This window comes from Bradyrhizobium sp. SZCCHNR1093 (assembly GCF_032381175.1).
In the GTDB taxonomy this organism is placed as follows: Bacteria; Pseudomonadota; Alphaproteobacteria; order Rhizobiales; family Xanthobacteraceae; genus Bradyrhizobium.
The window spans coordinates 663,483-679,581 of record NZ_JAUHJJ010000004.1 but is presented as its reverse complement, the minus strand read 5'-3'; the positions used below and the strand labels follow the sequence as shown (position 1 = coordinate 679,581).

Here is a 16,099-nt window from a genome sequence, read left to right as displayed (position 1 = left end):
CTCGTGCGGGGGCCAAGACAACATCGGAAACGGCAAAACGGCCGCGTGCAAGCGCCTCGCAGAGGACACTTGAGCTGCCGTAGGGGCTGCTGGCGCAGCAAACGTTCCGTGCGGGGCCTGGAGCGGACGGTCCGTTCCAGGCCTGCGGTCGGGCTAGATCGCGTCCAGTCCGGATTCTCCGGTTCGGATGCGGATGGCTTCCTCGATGTTGGACACGAAGATCTTGCCGTCGCCGATGCGGCCGGTCTGGGCGGCGCGGCGGATCGCCTCGATCGCGCGCTCGACCAGATCGTCGCCAATCACGATCTCGATCTTCACCTTGGGCAGGAAATCGACAATGTATTCGGCGCCCCGGTAGAGCTCGGCATGGCCTTTTTGCCGGCCGAAACCCTTCGCTTCGGTGACGGTGATGCCCTGAAGTCCCACTTCCTGAAGCGCCTCCTTCACCTCGTCGAGCTTGAACGGCTTGATGATGGCTTCGATCTTCTTCACTGAGCGCCTCCCGGGCATTCCGCTATAAACAACAGGTGGGTCATCGTCAGGCTGCGCGCACGCGCAGGTCGTTCGATCATTTCGTTACCGGGCCCGACACTCTCCGGCGGAGGCCCGGTGATTGACTGCCCGACTTGCCCCGTGCCGAAGTGGCTCCACAAAAGCAGGGTCTATGCCAAGTCGTTAACGGGCCCAAATCGAGCCGATAATCAGGCATTTCACGAGCACCCGACGATTCCCTCAAGGAACGTCTAGAATACCGGAGCCTTGAGATTAGGCAAACAGATCAAACGTTGTGCAGGTCTTGACGGCGGAGGCGGGCGCTGTCCGAAATGCCCAGGGAAAAGGCGACGTGCCGGGTTTCGTCGCGCCTTGCCAGATGTGCAGCGCCCTTGGAAGTTGCGGGCCGGCGCGGCAATAGGAAGCGCGGGATTCGCGCGCACCGGCTCCGAGGAACGGGGCGCCGACGTCCCCTGCGAGGCCATGGGGACGACATCAGGCTGCCGGCGCAAGACGGCGGCTGGAGACGAGAGCGGTTTATGGAAATCTTGACCACGAGCGAAATGGAGCGCGCCGACCGGCTGACGATCGCGGCCGGCACGCCGGGCTTTTCGCTGATGCTGAGTGCCGGACAGGCGGTGGCCGAGGCGGCCATGGACCTGGTCGAGACCGGGCCGATCGTGGTCGTGTGCGGGCCAGGCAACAATGGCGGCGACGGCTTCGTTGCCGCGGCCGAGCTCGCCGCGCAGGGCAGGGACGTGTCGGTCATCCTGATGTGCGAGCGCGACGCGCTGCATGGCGATGCGGCCTCCGCCGCCAAGGGCTGGAAGTTTCCGGTGCTGCCGTTCACGCCGCAGGCGATCGGCAAGCCGGCGCTGATCATCGACGCGCTATTCGGCGCCGGTCTTAGCCGGCCCGTCACCGGCGAGCCCCATGACGTCATCGCAGCGATCAACGGCAACGGCGCGCCGGTGCTCGCTGTCGACCTGCCGAGCGGCATCAACGGCACCACGGCTGCGGTGATGGGCATTGCGGTCCGCGCCACCGAGACGGTGACCTTCTTCCGCAAGAAGCCAGCGCACCTGCTGCTGCCGGGCCGCCAGCATTGCGGGCACGTCCGGCTCGCCGACATCGGCATCGATCCCCAGGTGCTCGCCGAGATCAGGCCGCAGGCCTTCGAGAACGAACCCGAACTCTGGCAGGGCCGCTTTCCCGTGCCTGTTATCGACGGCCACAAATACGCGCGTGGCCATGTGCTCGCGATGTCCGGCGACGTCGCCGCGACAGGCGCGGCGCGGATGGCCGCGCGCGCCGCGTTGCGGGCCGGCGCCGGTCTGGTCACGCTGGCCTCGCCGCGCGATGCGCTCGCGGTCAATGCGGCAGCGCTGACGGCGGTGATGGTGCGCGCCGCCGACACCGCGATCGAGTTCGGCGAGCTGCTCGGCGACAAGCGTTACAACACCTGCATCATCGGGCCCGGAACGGGCGTCAATGAGCGCACGCGCGACCTCGTCTTCACCGCGCTGTCGGCGCAGCGTCATCTCGTGCTCGATGCCGACGCATTGACGAGCTTCGCCGATGCGCCAGAGCGGCTGTTCGAGCAGATCAGGGCGATGGCCGAGGCGCAGATCGTGCTGACGCCGCACGAGGGCGAATTCCCGCGCCTGTTCTCGGATCTCAGCAACAAGCATCCCGGCCGCTCCAAGCTGGAGCGCGTCCGCGCGGCTGCCGCGCGCTGTGGCGCCGTGGTGCTGCTGAAGGGCGCCGACACGACGGTGGCCGCGCCCGACGGCCGCGCCGCCATCGCCGCCAATGCGCCGCCCTGGCTCGCCACCGCCGGTGCCGGCGACGTGCTCGCCGGCATCATCGCAGGGCTGCTCGCACAGGGCGTGCCGGCGTTCGAAGCCGCCACCATCGGCGTCTGGATGCATGGCGAGGCCGGCAACGAGGCCGGCCCCGGCCTGATCGCGGAGGATCTCACCGAGACCCTGCCGGCCGTGTTCAGGCGCCTCTTCGACCGGTTCGGCGTCGACTACTGATGCCGCGCCGTCACTCGAGCTCGACGACGATCTTGCCGGTCGCGCCGCCCGCGAGCGCGGCATAGGCGGCGTCGACCTCGGAGCGTGAGAAGCGGCGCTCGTCCATGCGTGGTGCGAGGTGACCCGCGTCCGCGAGCTTGGCGGCCTGGGCGAGGATGAAGCCGTGATGCTCGCGGCCTTCACCGGTCAACAGCGGCAACAGCGTGAACACGCCCGAATAGCTGGCAGCCTTGAATGACAGGGGCGCCAGCGCATGACTGCCCCAGCCGAGGGCGCTCACGACATGGCCGAAGCGGGCGACCGCATGGAACGAGGCGTCGAGCGCCGCACCGCCAGCGGTATCATAGACGACGTCGAAGCCGCGTCCGGCCGCATACTCTCGGACATACTGATCGACGCTCGTCGTGTGACGGTCGATCGGGGTGACGCCGAGCGCGCTGAGTTCCGCGCGCCGTTCGGCCGAGGCGACCACGAACACCTCGGCGCCGCGCGCCCGTGCAAGCTGTGCCGCGACACGTCCCACGCCGCCGCCACCCTGGACCAGAACCGTCTGGCCGCGGCTTACGGCGGCGCGGTCGACCAGTCCTTCCCAGGCCGTGATGGTGATCAGGGGCAGGGCGGCGGCCTCGCGCATGCCGAGCCGCGTCGGCTTGTGCGCAATCAGCCGGGCATCGACGGCGGCGAATTCGGCGAGCGATCCCTGGATGCCGCCGACACCGCCGGTCATGCCGTAGACCTCGTCGCCGGCCTTGAAGCCGGTGACGCCGGAGCCGACCCGCTCCACCGTTCCCGCGAGATCGATGCCGAGCACGGCGGGCAGAGGATGCCTCGCATGCGCAGCTTTGCCTGCGCGAATCTTCAAGTCGAGCGGATTGAGACCGCTGGCCGCGACGCGGACCAGCACCTCGCCCGGGCCGGGACTGGGGCGCGGCACCTCAGCGATCCGAAACGGCCCGTCCACCTCGTCCAAGACCACGGCGCGCATCGATTGATTGAAGGCCATCACAACACCTCGTTGCTGTTGGGTCTTGTGTGGCGACGTCGAAAGTGTTTGGAAATGGCCTTATTTGATATTGTCTCATTCAAAAATGAATGGGTGGTGCCGAGATGGATTGGAGCGATCTGCAGGTCTTCCTGGCAGTTGCGCGCGAGGGCACCCTGGGCGCCGCCGGCCGGCGGATCGGGCAGAGCCAGCCGACGGTCGGCCGTCGGTTGCGGGCGCTGGAGCGGAGTGTCGGCCAGACGCTGTTCCAGCGCACGACCACGGGTTTCGTCCTGACCGATGAAGGCGCCATGGTCCTGGCCCACGCCGAGCGGATCGAGGAGGAGACGCTTTCGATCGGGCGCAACCTCGGCGGCGGCGATCAGGGCCTCGACGGCACCCTGCGCATCGCCTGCTCGGACTGGTTCGGCCTGCACATGCTGTCGCCGGTGGTCGCGGAGTTCGCGCAATCGCATCCCCGCGTCATGGTCGAGATGTTGACGGATGCGCGGGTCTACAGCCTGGCACGGCGCGAGGCCGACATTGCCTTCCGGATCGCGTCGTTCGACGAGCCCGACGTGATCGTGCGCCGGCTCACCCACATCCGCTACGGCGTCTATCTCCAGACCGGTCGGCCGCAGCCTCGTCCCGGCGATGGCGAAGGCCACGACCTGATCACGATGGACAGCGGTTTTGGCGGGATGCCCGACGCGGTCTGGCTCTCACGCGTGCTGCCGGGGGCACGCGTCGGCATCCGAAGCAACAGCCGCGACGTTCAGGCGCGCCTGTGCGCGCTCGGCCGCGGCGTCGCCGTGCTGCCACGTCCGCTCGGCGATGCCACCCCCGGCATTTCCCGCATCGACCTCGGCGAAGAGCCGCCGGGACGCGATACGTTCGTCGGCTACCACCGCGATCTCAAGCGGCTGGCGCGGCTGCGCGCCCTGCTCGATCTCGTTGTGGCGCGCTTCGCCCGCGACACAATGTGAGCGCGGGCGCGCCGTCACGTCACCTGATACGTCGCGACCGCGCTCTCGTTCCAGGCGAGGCCGAGACCCGGACCTCGCGCGGTCACCTTGCCGTCGATGACCTGCAGCGGCTCGGCGAGGATGGCGCCGGCAAAGTCCAGCACCTCGAGCCAATGCGCGGTCGGCGTCACCGCCAGCACATGCGCGCTCGCTTCTGGCAGGATGTGGCTCGACATCGGGATCGAGGCCGCATCGGCTTGCCCGGCGACGTTGAGCCAGCCGGTGATGCCGCCGACCTTCATCAAATCGGGCATGATGAAGTCGGAGGCGCCGGTGGCGATCGCCTCGGCAAAGCCGCGCGGAAACCACCAGTTCTCGCCGGCCTGGATCGGGATCTCCGAGCGCTCGCGCACCCGGGCATGGCCGGAGAGGTTTTCCTGCGGCACCGGCTCCTCGATCCAGGTCAGGTCGTAGGCAGCAAGGCGCGTGATTCTGCGCGTGGCTTCAGTGGGATCGAGCGACTGGTTGAAGTCGAGCATCAGCGCCATGTCCGGGCCGAGCAGGGCGCGCAGGCCCTTGATCATCGCTTCGTCGGTCGCGAGATCGCCATGACCGCCCTTGGTCTTGATGGCGCGGAAACCGTGCTCGTCGCGCGCGGCGCGCAAGGTGCGCTCGTCGTCCTTGGCATCGAGCACGCCATAGCTGTCATAGGCCGGAATCGGTCGCGCGGTGCCGCCGAGCAGCTCGACCACGGGCTTGCCCGCGAGCTGACCGAGCGCATCCCAGAACGCCATGTCGAGACCTGAGACGGCCATGCCGACGAGGCCCTGCCAGCCGAGCAGGCGGAATTTGGCGTCCATAAGTTTCATCAGATCGAACGGGACCAGGGCTTGGCCTTTGAGCTCGCGGCCGATCTCCTCGACCAGATGCAGCAGCGGTTTCAACGCGAGCTTGGTGTAAGCGAACAGGTAGGAATGGCCGGTAACCCCCTGATCGGTTGCGACGTCGATCAGCACCAGCGGTCCGGAGTCGATGATGCCGAACGCGTTGCGCAAGGGGCGCTTCATGGGCGTGATCACGGCGCGTGCCGTGATCCCGGTGATGGCGGCAGTGGTCATGGGGACTGTTCCCTCAGGGTCGTTTCCTCACCGGATCTCATACCACCGCAGCAGGCGCGGCGCCGCCCAGTTGGTCGCCGTGCTCTCGACCAGGAATCGGCCTGATTGCTCGGCAAGGAATGCAATGCGCTGGGTCTGGCCGGCCTCCAGCGCCAGCGTGTCGAGCCAATAGGGCTTCCAGCCATCGTCGAGCCGGTCGAGCAACCGGAACGGCTGGCCATGAAGGTGGACCACATGGGTGCCGGCGCTCTTGTTTGCCAATGCCAGCACGACCGCTTGGCCGGCCTTGGCCTGGAAGGTGGGGGCGCCGGCGGCGTTGAACGCGGCGGGCGGTTGCCAGCCGGCGCCGTCGAGCGTGAGCTCGGCCCGAGCGGCGGTCCTCAGGTCCAGCTTGTCCGGCAAACCGTTCGAAGGCAAAGGCGGCGCCGGCGGCAACGGGGCGGCACGGAGCGGCGGCTCGCTGGACGCCACCAGCCGGGCGAGGGGACGCGGATTGCTGCCGTCGTGCAGCAGCACGGCCAGCGTTGTCTTGGCGGCGGGCATGTCGAGGAAGACGTCGGTGCGGCCGCCGGGCGGCAGCACCACCGCGCCGTTTCGAGCCAGGAAAGGCTCGGCCGGCTGGCCGTCGATGGCCATCACGCGGACGGCGTCGAGGTCGGCGATTTTGATCGCGATCAGAGCGCGTTGACAGCCATTGATGAACCTCAACCTGACCCGCGCATGGGTTCGCAGCGCGATCTCCGGCTGGATGTGCCCGTTGACGGTGTAGATGAGCTCGGTGTCTTGCGCTTCGGCTCCTGGCGCAACCGCGGTGCCGTCCGCCTTGAGCCTGAAATCCTCGACCAGGAAAATTTCGTCGCGGTCGACAGTTACCGTCGCGGCTTCGTCGACGATGACAGGGAGCGGCCGGATCGGCACGGCGTCGGCGAGCAGCCGCAGGTCGAGCAGGCCGGTCCCGGCGCGCGACGCCAAGGCTGGAATGGTGGCCCGGCCGCCGGGGCCGATCTCCGGCTGCGCCAGCAGCGGGGCGGGCAAAGTGAGGCCGCGGCTGGACAGCGCGGCCGGGATCGAAAGGCCATTCGAAAGGTCCAGATCGAGCGCCGTGCCGCGTGCGAGCCGGATCACCGGAGCCGGTGCAGCCAACCGCCATAGCGGGCTCGGTGAACGTCCCGGGCTCAGCGCGAGAGATTCGCCGCGAGCGTCCAAGGAAACCGAGATCCGGCCAGCGGCCGGAGCCGGGCGGGCAAACGAGGCCGCGCCGGCTGCGGCGAGGCCGCCGAGCAGGGCACGGCGGCTGAGCCCCTCGGACGGTTCCGTCATGCGACAAAACATCGTGCGATGAGGGGGATGCGGATCATGTTGTTTTCCCTTATCTGTGGGTGCGACACGGTCGATCGGCCTGCCGGTGGTGCTTTCGACAGCCCATTTTTTTGCTGCGGACGGTTTCGTGCGTGGTATAAGCCGCGCCGCCCGCGGCACCGCGGCCGGGCTATCGATGCAGTTCACGCGGGCGTGGCGGAACTGGTAGACGCGCTGGATTTAGGTTCCAGTGACGAAAGTTGTGGGGGTTCGAGTCCCTCCGCCCGCACCAAGCGCTTCTCCGGCGTTTGCCCCAAGTTTTACCGGCAGACCCGCCCTCTCGGACAGAGAAGCGGGGCCGCCGATCCCACCGGCGCAAAGCCTTTGCCGCGCGTCGTCCACAATTGAGTCAGATGTGTCCGGATCGCAAGGGTTCGGACCGAAGCGGAAGAAGATTGACGCCATGCAGGTCACAGAAACCTTGTCGGAAGGCTTGAAGCACGAGTTCCAGATCAGCGTTCCCGCGGCGGATCTCGACGCCAAGGCGGATGCCAAGCTGGTCGATCTCAAGGACAAGGTCCGCATCAACGGCTTCCGCCCCGGCAAGGTGCCGGTGGCGCATCTGAAGAAGATCTATGGCAAGTCGGTCATGGCCGAGACCATCGACCAGACCATCCGCGACACCAACACGCAGATCTTCACCGAGCGCGGGTTCCGCCTCGCCACCGAGCCGAAGGTGACGATGCCGACGGAGGAGGCCGAGGTCGAGAAGATCCTCGCTGGCCAGTCCGACCTGACCTACACCGTGGCCGTCGAGGTCGTGCCGACGATTGCGCTCGCCGACTTCAAGACCTTCTCGGTCGAGAAGCCCGTGGCCGACATCACCGACGCCGATGTCGACGAGGCGATCAAGCGCTTGGCCGATGCCAACCGCAGCTACGCCGCGAAGGCGGAGGGCGCGAAGGCCGAGAGCGGCGACCGGGTGAAGATCAACTTCAAGGGCACGATCGATGGCGTCGCCTTCGAGGGCGGCACCGGCGAGGGCATCGATGTCGTGATCGGCTCGAACACCTTCATTCCCGGCTTCGAGGACCAACTGATCGGTATCGGCGTCGGTGAGACCCGCACGCTCAAGGTGACGTTCCCGACCAACTATCTCAACAACGAGCTCGCGGGGAAGGCCGCGGAGTTCGAGACCACGGCGACCGCGGTCGAGGCTCCGGAGGACAAGGTGGTGGACGATGAGTTCGCCAAGACGCTCGGCCTCGAGTCGCTCGACAAGCTGAAGCAACTGATGCGCGACCGCCTCGCCGGCGAGTTCAGCCAGGCGACCCGCCAGCGTGTCAAGCGCGCGCTGCTCGACCGTCTCGACGAGACCCACAAATTCGATGCGCCGCCGTCGCTGATCGACGAGGAGTTCAACCTGATGTGGAACTCGGTCAAGGCCGAGATGGACTCCAGCGGCAAGACCTTCGCCGACGAGAACACCACCGAGGACAAGGCGAAGGAGGAGTACCGCACCATCGCCGACCGCCGCGTCCGTCTCGGCCTCGTGCTGTCGGAGATCGGCGAGAAGAACAAGATCACCGTGACCGACGACGAGGTCGGCCGCGCCGTGATGGAGCGCGCGCGCTCGATGCCGGGCCGCGAGAAGGAGGTCTGGGACTTCTATCGCAACAACCCGCAGGCGCTCGCGCAGCTGCGCGCGCCGATCTACGAGGACAAGGTCGTCGACTTCATCCTCGAGCTCGCCAACGTGACCGAGAAGAAGGTCTCCAAGGACGAGCTGTTCAAGGACGACGACAGCGACAAGGCGGCCTGAACAGGTCGCCCATCGTAGGGTTCGCGACATGAGCGCGTGATTAAGGTTGACCGGCGAAAGCGCCGGTCGGCCCGGTTCAGGCGCTGGCCGCCGCCGCGGGAATCAGCTTGAACAGCGCAATGACCTTGCTCGCGGCTGGCCAGGGGACCCGGTCTTGTCACCGGCGAATTGGTCCATATCTGTGAGCTCGGTCTTGAAGTTCTGCATCACGGGACACCTGTCCGTCGCTGCTCGTTGAAATGAGCCTCACCTGCGGCGGCCGGTCGTCTCAACTGCTGGTCCAACCCTTGGGTGATTCATGCGCGATCCCGTCGAAACCTATATGAACCTTGTGCCCATGGTGGTCGAACAGACCAACCGCGGTGAGCGCGCCTACGACATCTTCTCGCGCCTCCTGAAGGAGCGCATCATCTTCGTGACCGGTCCGGTGGAGGACGGCATGGCGACCCTGATCGTCGCGCAGCTCCTGTTCCTCGAGGCCGAGAACCCGAAGAAGGAAATCGCGATGTACATCAACTCGCCCGGTGGCGTGGTGACGTCGGGCCTCGCGATCTACGACACGATGCAGTTCATCCGTCCGGCGGTGTCGACGCTGTGCACCGGCCAGGCGGCTTCGATGGGCTCGCTGCTGCTCTGTGCCGGCCACAAGGACATGCGCTTCTCGCTGCCGAACTCGCGCATCATGGTGCATCAGCCGTCCGGCGGGTTCCAGGGCCAGGCGACCGACATCATGCTGCACGCCCAGGAGATCCTGAACCTGAAGAAGCGGCTGAACGAGATCTACGTCAAGCACACCGGCCAGTCTTACAAGGCGATCGAGGACGCCCTGGAGCGCGACAAATTCCTCACGGCGGAAGCGGCCCAGGAGTTCGGCCTGATCGACAAGGTTCTCGACAAGCGGCCGGAAGATCCGGCGGCGATGGGCAAGTGAGCCGTCCGTGATCGAGGCGGGGTCCGATTGACGGGCCTCGGAACGCAACAGCATCGCCTTTGCCGGCTCGGGCCGGCAAAGGTACCAAGGTGGGGTCCCAAAAGGGCCGCAACCCTGCCGTGCGGCCGGCAAATAGGCGTGGCAAACACGCAACGCTTCGCTGATTTCGCGTGTTCTTACCGTGTCAAGCCCCAAAATCACGGTAATGTCACGGTCTAGGGTCTGTGCTCCGATTAGCGAATTCTTGATAGTCGGATGACAGCATGATTGGCTAGAGTGTCCAGTTATGGATCGTGGGGGATTCGCGTAGGTCGTCGGTGCACGACGGGTGAAGAACAAGGTGTTAATTTTGGTACGAAATTTGCTCTTTCACCAGTCTGGTCCGGCCCGTGCCGGATCGGAACGAACGAGCGGACAAGAGCGAACCGCGGACGGAGACAGGAATGAGTAAGGTCGGCACGAGCGACTCGAAGAACACGCTATATTGCTCGTTCTGCGGCAAGAGCCAGCACGAAGTCCGCAAACTGATCGCAGGTCCAACCGTCTTCATCTGCGACGAGTGCGTCGAACTCTGCATGGACATCATCCGCGAGGAGAACAAGTCCTCGCTGGTGAAGTCGCGCGACGGGATTCCGACCCCGAAGGAGATCTGCAAGGTCCTGGACGATTACGTCATCGGCCAGAACCATGCGAAGAAGGTGCTCTCGGTCGCCGTCCACAACCACTACAAGCGGCTGAACCATCAGACCAAGCACTCGGACGTCGAGCTCGCGAAGTCGAACATCCTGCTGATCGGTCCGACCGGCTCGGGCAAGACGTTGCTCGCCCAGACGCTCGCCCGCATCCTGGACGTGCCGTTCACGATGGCGGATGCGACGACCCTGACCGAGGCCGGCTATGTCGGTGAGGACGTCGAGAACATCATCCTGAAGCTCTTGCAGGCGGCCGACTACAATGTCGAGCGCGCGCAGCGTGGCATTGTCTACATCGACGAGATCGACAAGATCAGTCGCAAGTCGGACAATCCGTCGATCACCCGCGACGTGTCGGGCGAGGGCGTCCAGCAGGCGCTGCTCAAGATCATGGAGGGCACGGTTGCGTCGGTTCCGCCGCAGGGCGGCCGCAAGCACCCGCAGCAGGAGTTCCTGCAGGTCGACACCACCAACATCCTCTTCATCTGCGGTGGTGCGTTCTCCGGACTGGAGAAGATCATCTCGGCGCGCGGCCGGTCGACCTCGATCGGCTTCGCCGCCCAGGTTCTGGCGCCGGAAGACCGCCGTACCGGCGAGATCTTCCGTCACGTCGAGCCTGAGGATCTCCTGAAGTACGGCCTGATCCCCGAGTTCGTCGGCCGTCTGCCGGTCGTGGCGACGCTCGAGGATCTCGACGAGAACTCGCTGAAGAAGATCCTGACCGAGCCCAAGAACGCGCTGGTGAAGCAGTATCAGCGGCTGTTCGAGATGGAGAACATCGAGCTCACCTTCGCCGACGAGGCGCTGGGCGCAGTGGCGCGCAAGGCCATCGAACGCAAGACCGGCGCGCGTGGCCTGCGGTCGATCCTCGAGAGCATCCTGCTCGAGACGATGTTCGACCTGCCGGGTCTCGAGGGCGTCGAGGAAGTGGTCATCTCGCGCGAAGTGGTCGAGGGCACGGCCCGTCCGCTCTACATCTACGCCGATCGGTCCGATCGTGCGGTGGAAAGCAGCGCCAGCGCGTGAGGCGCGCTGGCACGAGAGACAGAAGACCTCGATTTGTTAGATCGGCGATCGCTGCGGACATCATGTCCGCGGCATCGCAGCGTTTCAGCGTCCCGCCGCGTAAAGCCATTTTTGGCGGGTGTTTACCGATACTTGACACCCCCCGGGTCGATAGCCACCTAATGTCGCGTGGCGATACAAATCTCAATCCCGGGATTCGCCTCAACAACGATCCGAAACAAGCGGGCGATATCGACGCGTCAGTGATGTCCGGATCAGATCGCACCTTGTGGCGGTTGCGCACGATGGCGGACTGCGTGCAAGGGGGCTAAACAAAAGGAACAGGCCATGACGACCCCCAAACCCCGGCCGACCATCGTCTACGGCGAGAGCCACGCCTATCCGGTTCTGCCGCTCCGCGACATCGTCGTCTTCCCGCACAACATCGTTCCGCTGTTCGTCGGCCGCGAGAAATCCATCCGCGCGCTCGAAGAGGTGATGAAGAACGACGCGCTGGTGATGCTGGCGACGCAGAAGAACGCGTCCGACGATGATCCAGCTGCGGATGCTATCTACGAGACCGGGACGCTCGCCAGCGTGCTGCAGCTCCTCAAGCTGCCCGACGGCACTGTGAAGGTGCTGGTCGAGGGCCTGGAGCGCGCGCGCGTCGAGAAGTACACCGATCGTGCCGACTACTACGAAGCCACTGCCGTTGCGCTCGAGGATACCGACGCGAAGTCGGTCGAGGCCGAAGCGCTCGGGCGGTCCGTCGTGTCGGACTTCGAAAGCTACGTGAAGCTGAACAAGAAGATCTCCGCCGAAGTCGTCGGCGTCGTTCAGTCGATCACCGATTTCGGCAAGCTGGCCGACACCGTCGCCTCGCATCTCGCCGTCAAGATCGCCGATCGCCAGGGCATCCTGGAGACGCTGTCCGTCACCACGCGCCTGGAGAAGGTGCTGGGCCTGATGGAGAGCGAGATCTCGGTGCTGCAGGTCGAGAAGCGCATCCGCTCGCGCGTCAAGCGCCAGATGGAGAAGACCCAGCGCGAGTACTACCTGAATGAGCAGATGAAGGCCATTCAGAAGGAGCTGGGTGACGAGGACGGCCGCGACGAGCTCGCCGATCTGGAAGAGCGCATCAACAAGACCAAGCTCTCCAAGGAAGCGCGAGAGAAGGCGCAGCACGAGCTGAAGAAGCTGCGCCAGATGTCGCCGATGTCTGCGGAAGCGACCGTCGTGCGCAACTATCTGGATTGGCTGCTGTCGATCCCGTGGAACAAGAAGTCCAAGGTGAAGAAGGATCTGGAGGCCGCGCAGGCGGTTCTGGATGCGGATCACTATGGGCTGGAGAAGGTCAAGGATCGCATCGTCGAGTACCTGGCGGTGCAGTCGCGCGCCAACAAGCTGACCGGCCCGATCCTGTGCCTGGTCGGACCTCCCGGCGTCGGCAAGACCTCGCTCGGCAAGTCGATCGCGAAGGCCACCGGCCGCGAGTTCGTTCGCGTGTCTCTGGGCGGCGTGCGCGACGAGGCGGAGATCCGCGGTCATCGCCGGACCTATATCGGTTCGATGCCCGGCAAGATCATCCAGTCGATGCGCAAGGCCAAGACCTCGAACCCGCTCTTCCTGTTGGACGAGATCGACAAGATGGGCTCGGACTTCCGGGGTGACCCGTCGTCGGCGCTGCTGGAGGTTCTGGACCCCGAGCAGAACACGACGTTCAACGACCACTATCTGGAGGTCGACTACGACCTGTCGAACGTGATGTTCATCACGACCGCGAATACGCTGAATATTCCCGGCCCGCTGATGGACCGCATGGAGATCATCCGCATCGCGGGCTACACCGAGACCGAAAAGCTCGAGATCGCCCGCAAGCATCTGATCCCGTCCGCGCTGTCGAAGCACGGCCTGGATTCGAAGGAGTGGTCGATCGACGATGACGCGCTGCTGCTCGTGATCCGGCGCTACACCCGCGAGGCGGGCGTGCGTAACCTGGAGCGTGAGATTTCCACACTGGCCCGCAAGGCCGTGAAGGAGCTCATGATGTCCAAGAAGAAGTCGGTGAAGGTCACCGAGAAGGCCGTCGAGGAATTCTTGGGTGTGCCGAAGTATCGCTTCGGTGAGATCGAGAGCGACGATCAGGTCGGGATCGTGACGGGCCTGGCCTGGACCGATGTCGGTGGCGAGCTGCTGACGATCGAAGGCGTCATGATGCCCGGCAAGGGCAAGATGACGGTGACGGGCAATCTGCGCGACGTCATGAAGGAGTCGATCTCGGCGGCGGCGTCCTACGTCCGCTCGCGGGCGATCGTCTACGGCATCGAGCCGCCGATGTTCGACCGCCGCGACATCCACGTCCACGTTCCGGAGGGGGCGACCCCGAAGGACGGTCCGTCGGCGGGCGTCGCGATGGCAACCGCAATCATCTCGGTCATGACGGGCATTCCGATCCGTCACGACGTGGCGATGACCGGTGAGATCACCTTGCGTGGTCGCGTGCTGCCGATCGGCGGTCTGAAGGAGAAGCTGCTGGCTGCGGCCCGCGGCGGCATCAAGACGGTGCTGATCCCCGAGGACAACGCCAAGGATCTCACGGAGATCTCCGATGCGATCAAGGGCGGCATGGACATCATCCCGGTGTCCCGTCTCGACGACGTCGTCGCCCGGGCCCTGGTCCGCAAGCCGGTGCCGATCGTCTGGGAAGAGGACACCAAGGTGCCGGTGAAGGCCGACGGCGACGAAGCCGCCGGCGGCCTGACCGCCCACTGAGGTCCGAACTGATCCAAGGAAACGGCGCCCGTAAGGGCGCCGTTTTCGTTTGGGAGATCGAACCACTGACCCTTCGAGCGTGCGTGGTCTGCTCCCACCGTTCCCGCTGCGGCGGTTTCTCGCTGCCGCCGCGTGGTTCCGGCGTTGATTGAGGATCGGGCAGGGGGTAAAGAAGCGCGACGTGAGGGCGGCTAGCTCAGCTGGTTAGAGCATCTCGTTTACACCGAGAGGGTCGGGAGTTCGAATCTCTCGCCGCCTACCATTAGCATCCGCTGGGACGCACCCTCGCAATGGTGACGCTGCTATTGTCGTGCGCGTCGATTTTCCAAGCTGATGGCGATGCTCTCCAGAAGCGCGTTTGTGCGTCGGGTTTCATCGATCTGCTGCTCTCGTAGAGCTGAGCCACCTTGCCATCGAGCCTCGGCGGCTGAGCCAAACCCACGTCCCGATCACGATGATGGCGCCGCCGAGTGCTCAATTCGGACAGGGGTTTAAAATCCTTTGCGACAGCTGGTGCGAAGCGCCCGGACGATTTCGCGTGGCGATGAACCGTTCTTCGGCTAGCTTGGCGCGCGGAGTGAAACATCGCGGGCGAACCGATGACCGACTTCCTGCGCCACTGCACCGGCGGACATGAGCGCGCCATTCCGGCGGCCACCATGCTGCTCGAGGAGGGGCACAGCACCGGGCATCTCTACATCCTGCTCGAGGGGCGGCTGGAGGTGATCAAGGCCGGCGCCACGGTGGCGGTCGTGTCGGAGCCGGGCGCGCTGTTCGGTGAAATGTCGCTGCTGCTTGAGCAGCCGCACACGGCGACCGTGCGCGCCGCGGCGGATTGCCTGATCTACGAAATTCCCGACGCTCGGCGCTTCCTGGCTGAAAATCCCGAGGCGACGCTCGCGATCGCGCGCATGCTGGCGCAGCGCCTGAACGTCGCCAACAGCTATCTCGCCGACCTCAAGCGGCAATATGCCGGCCATGGCACCCATCTGGCGATGGTCGGCGACGTGCTGCAGAGCATGATCAACCTGCCGCCGCAGCAGGTTTCGCCAGGAACGGATCTGGAATCCGATCCACGACTCTGAGCCAGTCCGGCGCCGCCGTCACGGGCTGGGCCGGGCGTTGCAGCGGACCGGCGAGATCGACCCATTCGGCTTGCCCCGCCGCCAGCCAGAAGGCGCGCCCTTCATCGGTGTCGAGCACCATGTAGGCCGGCGGTCGCCCGGGCTGCCGTCCGGTGTTGAAGACCCAAGTCTCACCGACGCGATCGAGCCAGGAGCCGTCCTTGATGAACGGCGACTGGTGCACGTGGCCGGAGATCACCATTGCCGGGCGGTGCCGCGCGATGAAGCCTTCGAGCTCGGTGTCGCCGAAGAAGCGTTTGCCGCCCCAGCTCACCGGCGAGTTGGCCGGCGGCGCATGATGCACCCAGATCCAGCGGGCTGCGTCGCGCGTCGCGGCGGCATCGAGCTGGCGTCCGATCGCGGCCTTGACCAGCGGACCGTCCCACCATGGGCAAAGCGAGAACAGCGTATCGCCGATCAGGACGTCATCGCCGTCGGCCGCGATGCCGAGCTCGCGGACCGTCCCGATCCAGGCCGCGATCTTCTCGCCATCCGGGCTGCGCTCCTCCAGGTCATGATTGCCCGAGCAGATCATGACCCGCGTCTTGGCCGCCAGGAGCACGAGATATGTCTTCACGACCACGATCTGGGCGCGAATGTCGACGATCGAGGCGAGATCGAGCGCATCGCCGGCGAACACCACCGCATCAAAATGATCGGCAGCCGCCACCAGCCAGTCGAACTGCGGCAGCGAGTAATGAAGATCGGCAACGATGAGAGTGCGCATGTGGCTCCTGACGCGCCTGATCGAAGCAAGAGCGAGACCAGAACCAGCGAGACCAGAGGCTGTCCCGCTATTGCATTGCACTGCTGCGCTCGCCAGCAGGTCCGCGCGCATCTATCGATCCCTCGCCCGCG

General features: G+C 65.5%; 12 protein-coding genes and 2 tRNA genes. 9 read left to right on the top strand and 5 right to left on the bottom strand.

The annotated features are described in order from the left end of the window. Positions 1-153: 153 nt before the first annotated feature. Entirely contained in the window at positions 154-492 is a 339-nt protein-coding gene (locus QX070_RS17730; protein ID WP_009027873.1) for a P-II family nitrogen regulator, read from the bottom strand. A gap of 539 nt (positions 493-1,031) precedes the next feature. On the opposite strand from QX070_RS17730, the gene QX070_RS17725 reads away from it, so the two are divergent. Further along, on the top strand, positions 1,032-2,531 hold the full coding sequence (locus tag QX070_RS17725) for an NAD(P)H-hydrate dehydratase (RefSeq protein ID WP_315738285.1): 1,500 nt from the start codon (positions 1,032-1,034) through the stop codon (positions 2,529-2,531). 10 nt (positions 2,532-2,541) lie between these two features. Here QX070_RS17725 and QX070_RS17720 read toward each other — a convergent pair whose 3' ends face one another. Then, on the bottom strand, positions 2,542-3,534 hold the full coding sequence (locus tag QX070_RS17720; RefSeq protein ID WP_315738284.1) for a zinc-dependent alcohol dehydrogenase family protein: 993 nt from the start codon (positions 3,532-3,534) through the stop codon (positions 2,542-2,544). A 104-nt stretch (positions 3,535-3,638) separates the two neighbouring features. Here QX070_RS17720 and QX070_RS17715 point away from each other — a divergent pair, with 104 nt between their 5' ends. Then, on the top strand, positions 3,639-4,499 hold the full coding sequence (locus QX070_RS17715) for a LysR family transcriptional regulator (RefSeq protein WP_315738283.1): 861 nt from the start codon (positions 3,639-3,641) through the stop codon (positions 4,497-4,499). Between the two features lie 14 nt (positions 4,500-4,513). Here QX070_RS17715 and QX070_RS17710 read toward each other — a convergent pair whose 3' ends face one another. Together QX070_RS17710 and QX070_RS17705 are read right to left on the bottom strand one after the other, a co-directional pair. Continuing rightward, entirely contained in the window at positions 4,514-5,596 is a 1,083-nt protein-coding gene (locus QX070_RS17710; RefSeq protein ID WP_315738282.1) for an enolase C-terminal domain-like protein, read from the bottom strand. A 27-nt stretch (positions 5,597-5,623) separates the two neighbouring features. Beyond that, a complete protein-coding gene (locus QX070_RS17705) occupies positions 5,624-6,928 on the bottom strand; it encodes a multicopper oxidase family protein (RefSeq protein WP_315738320.1) in 1,305 nt (434 codons plus the stop codon). A gap of 174 nt (positions 6,929-7,102) precedes the next feature. On the opposite strand from QX070_RS17705, the gene QX070_RS17700 reads away from it, so the two are divergent. From QX070_RS17700 to QX070_RS17670, 7 genes are all read left to right on the top strand, one after another. Next, positions 7,103-7,187, top strand: a tRNA-Leu gene (locus QX070_RS17700). A 171-nt stretch (positions 7,188-7,358) separates the two neighbouring features. After that, positions 7,359-8,717 (top strand): trigger factor, encoded by a 1,359-nt coding sequence (gene tig, locus QX070_RS17695; RefSeq protein WP_315738281.1) that lies wholly within the window; start codon positions 7,359-7,361, stop codon positions 8,715-8,717. A gap of 298 nt (positions 8,718-9,015) precedes the next feature. Beyond that, positions 9,016-9,648 (top strand): ATP-dependent Clp protease proteolytic subunit, encoded by a 633-nt coding sequence (locus QX070_RS17690; RefSeq protein ID WP_315738280.1) that lies wholly within the window; start codon positions 9,016-9,018, stop codon positions 9,646-9,648. 443 nt (positions 9,649-10,091) lie between these two features. Next, a complete protein-coding gene (gene clpX / locus QX070_RS17685; RefSeq protein WP_012044595.1) occupies positions 10,092-11,366 on the top strand; it encodes an ATP-dependent Clp protease ATP-binding subunit ClpX in 1,275 nt (424 codons plus the stop codon). A gap of 327 nt (positions 11,367-11,693) precedes the next feature. Then, on the top strand, positions 11,694-14,117 hold the full coding sequence (gene lon / locus QX070_RS17680; RefSeq protein ID WP_315738279.1) for an endopeptidase La: 2,424 nt from the start codon (positions 11,694-11,696) through the stop codon (positions 14,115-14,117). Between the two features lie 185 nt (positions 14,118-14,302). Next, positions 14,303-14,379, top strand: a tRNA-Val gene (locus QX070_RS17675). Between the two features lie 337 nt (positions 14,380-14,716). Further along, positions 14,717-15,202 carry a cyclic nucleotide-binding domain-containing protein gene (locus tag QX070_RS17670; RefSeq protein ID WP_315738278.1) on the top strand — a complete coding sequence of 162 codons (486 nt, stop codon included), beginning with the start codon at positions 14,717-14,719 and terminating at the stop codon, positions 15,200-15,202. Here the strand turns inward: QX070_RS17670 and QX070_RS17665 are convergent. Then, positions 15,141-15,968: a metallophosphoesterase gene (locus QX070_RS17665; protein WP_315738277.1), complete on the bottom strand. Its 828-nt coding sequence runs from the start codon at positions 15,966-15,968 to the stop codon at positions 15,141-15,143. The two genes, QX070_RS17670 and QX070_RS17665, sit on opposite strands and share 62 nt — an antisense overlap. Positions 15,969-16,099: the final 131 nt, after the last annotated feature.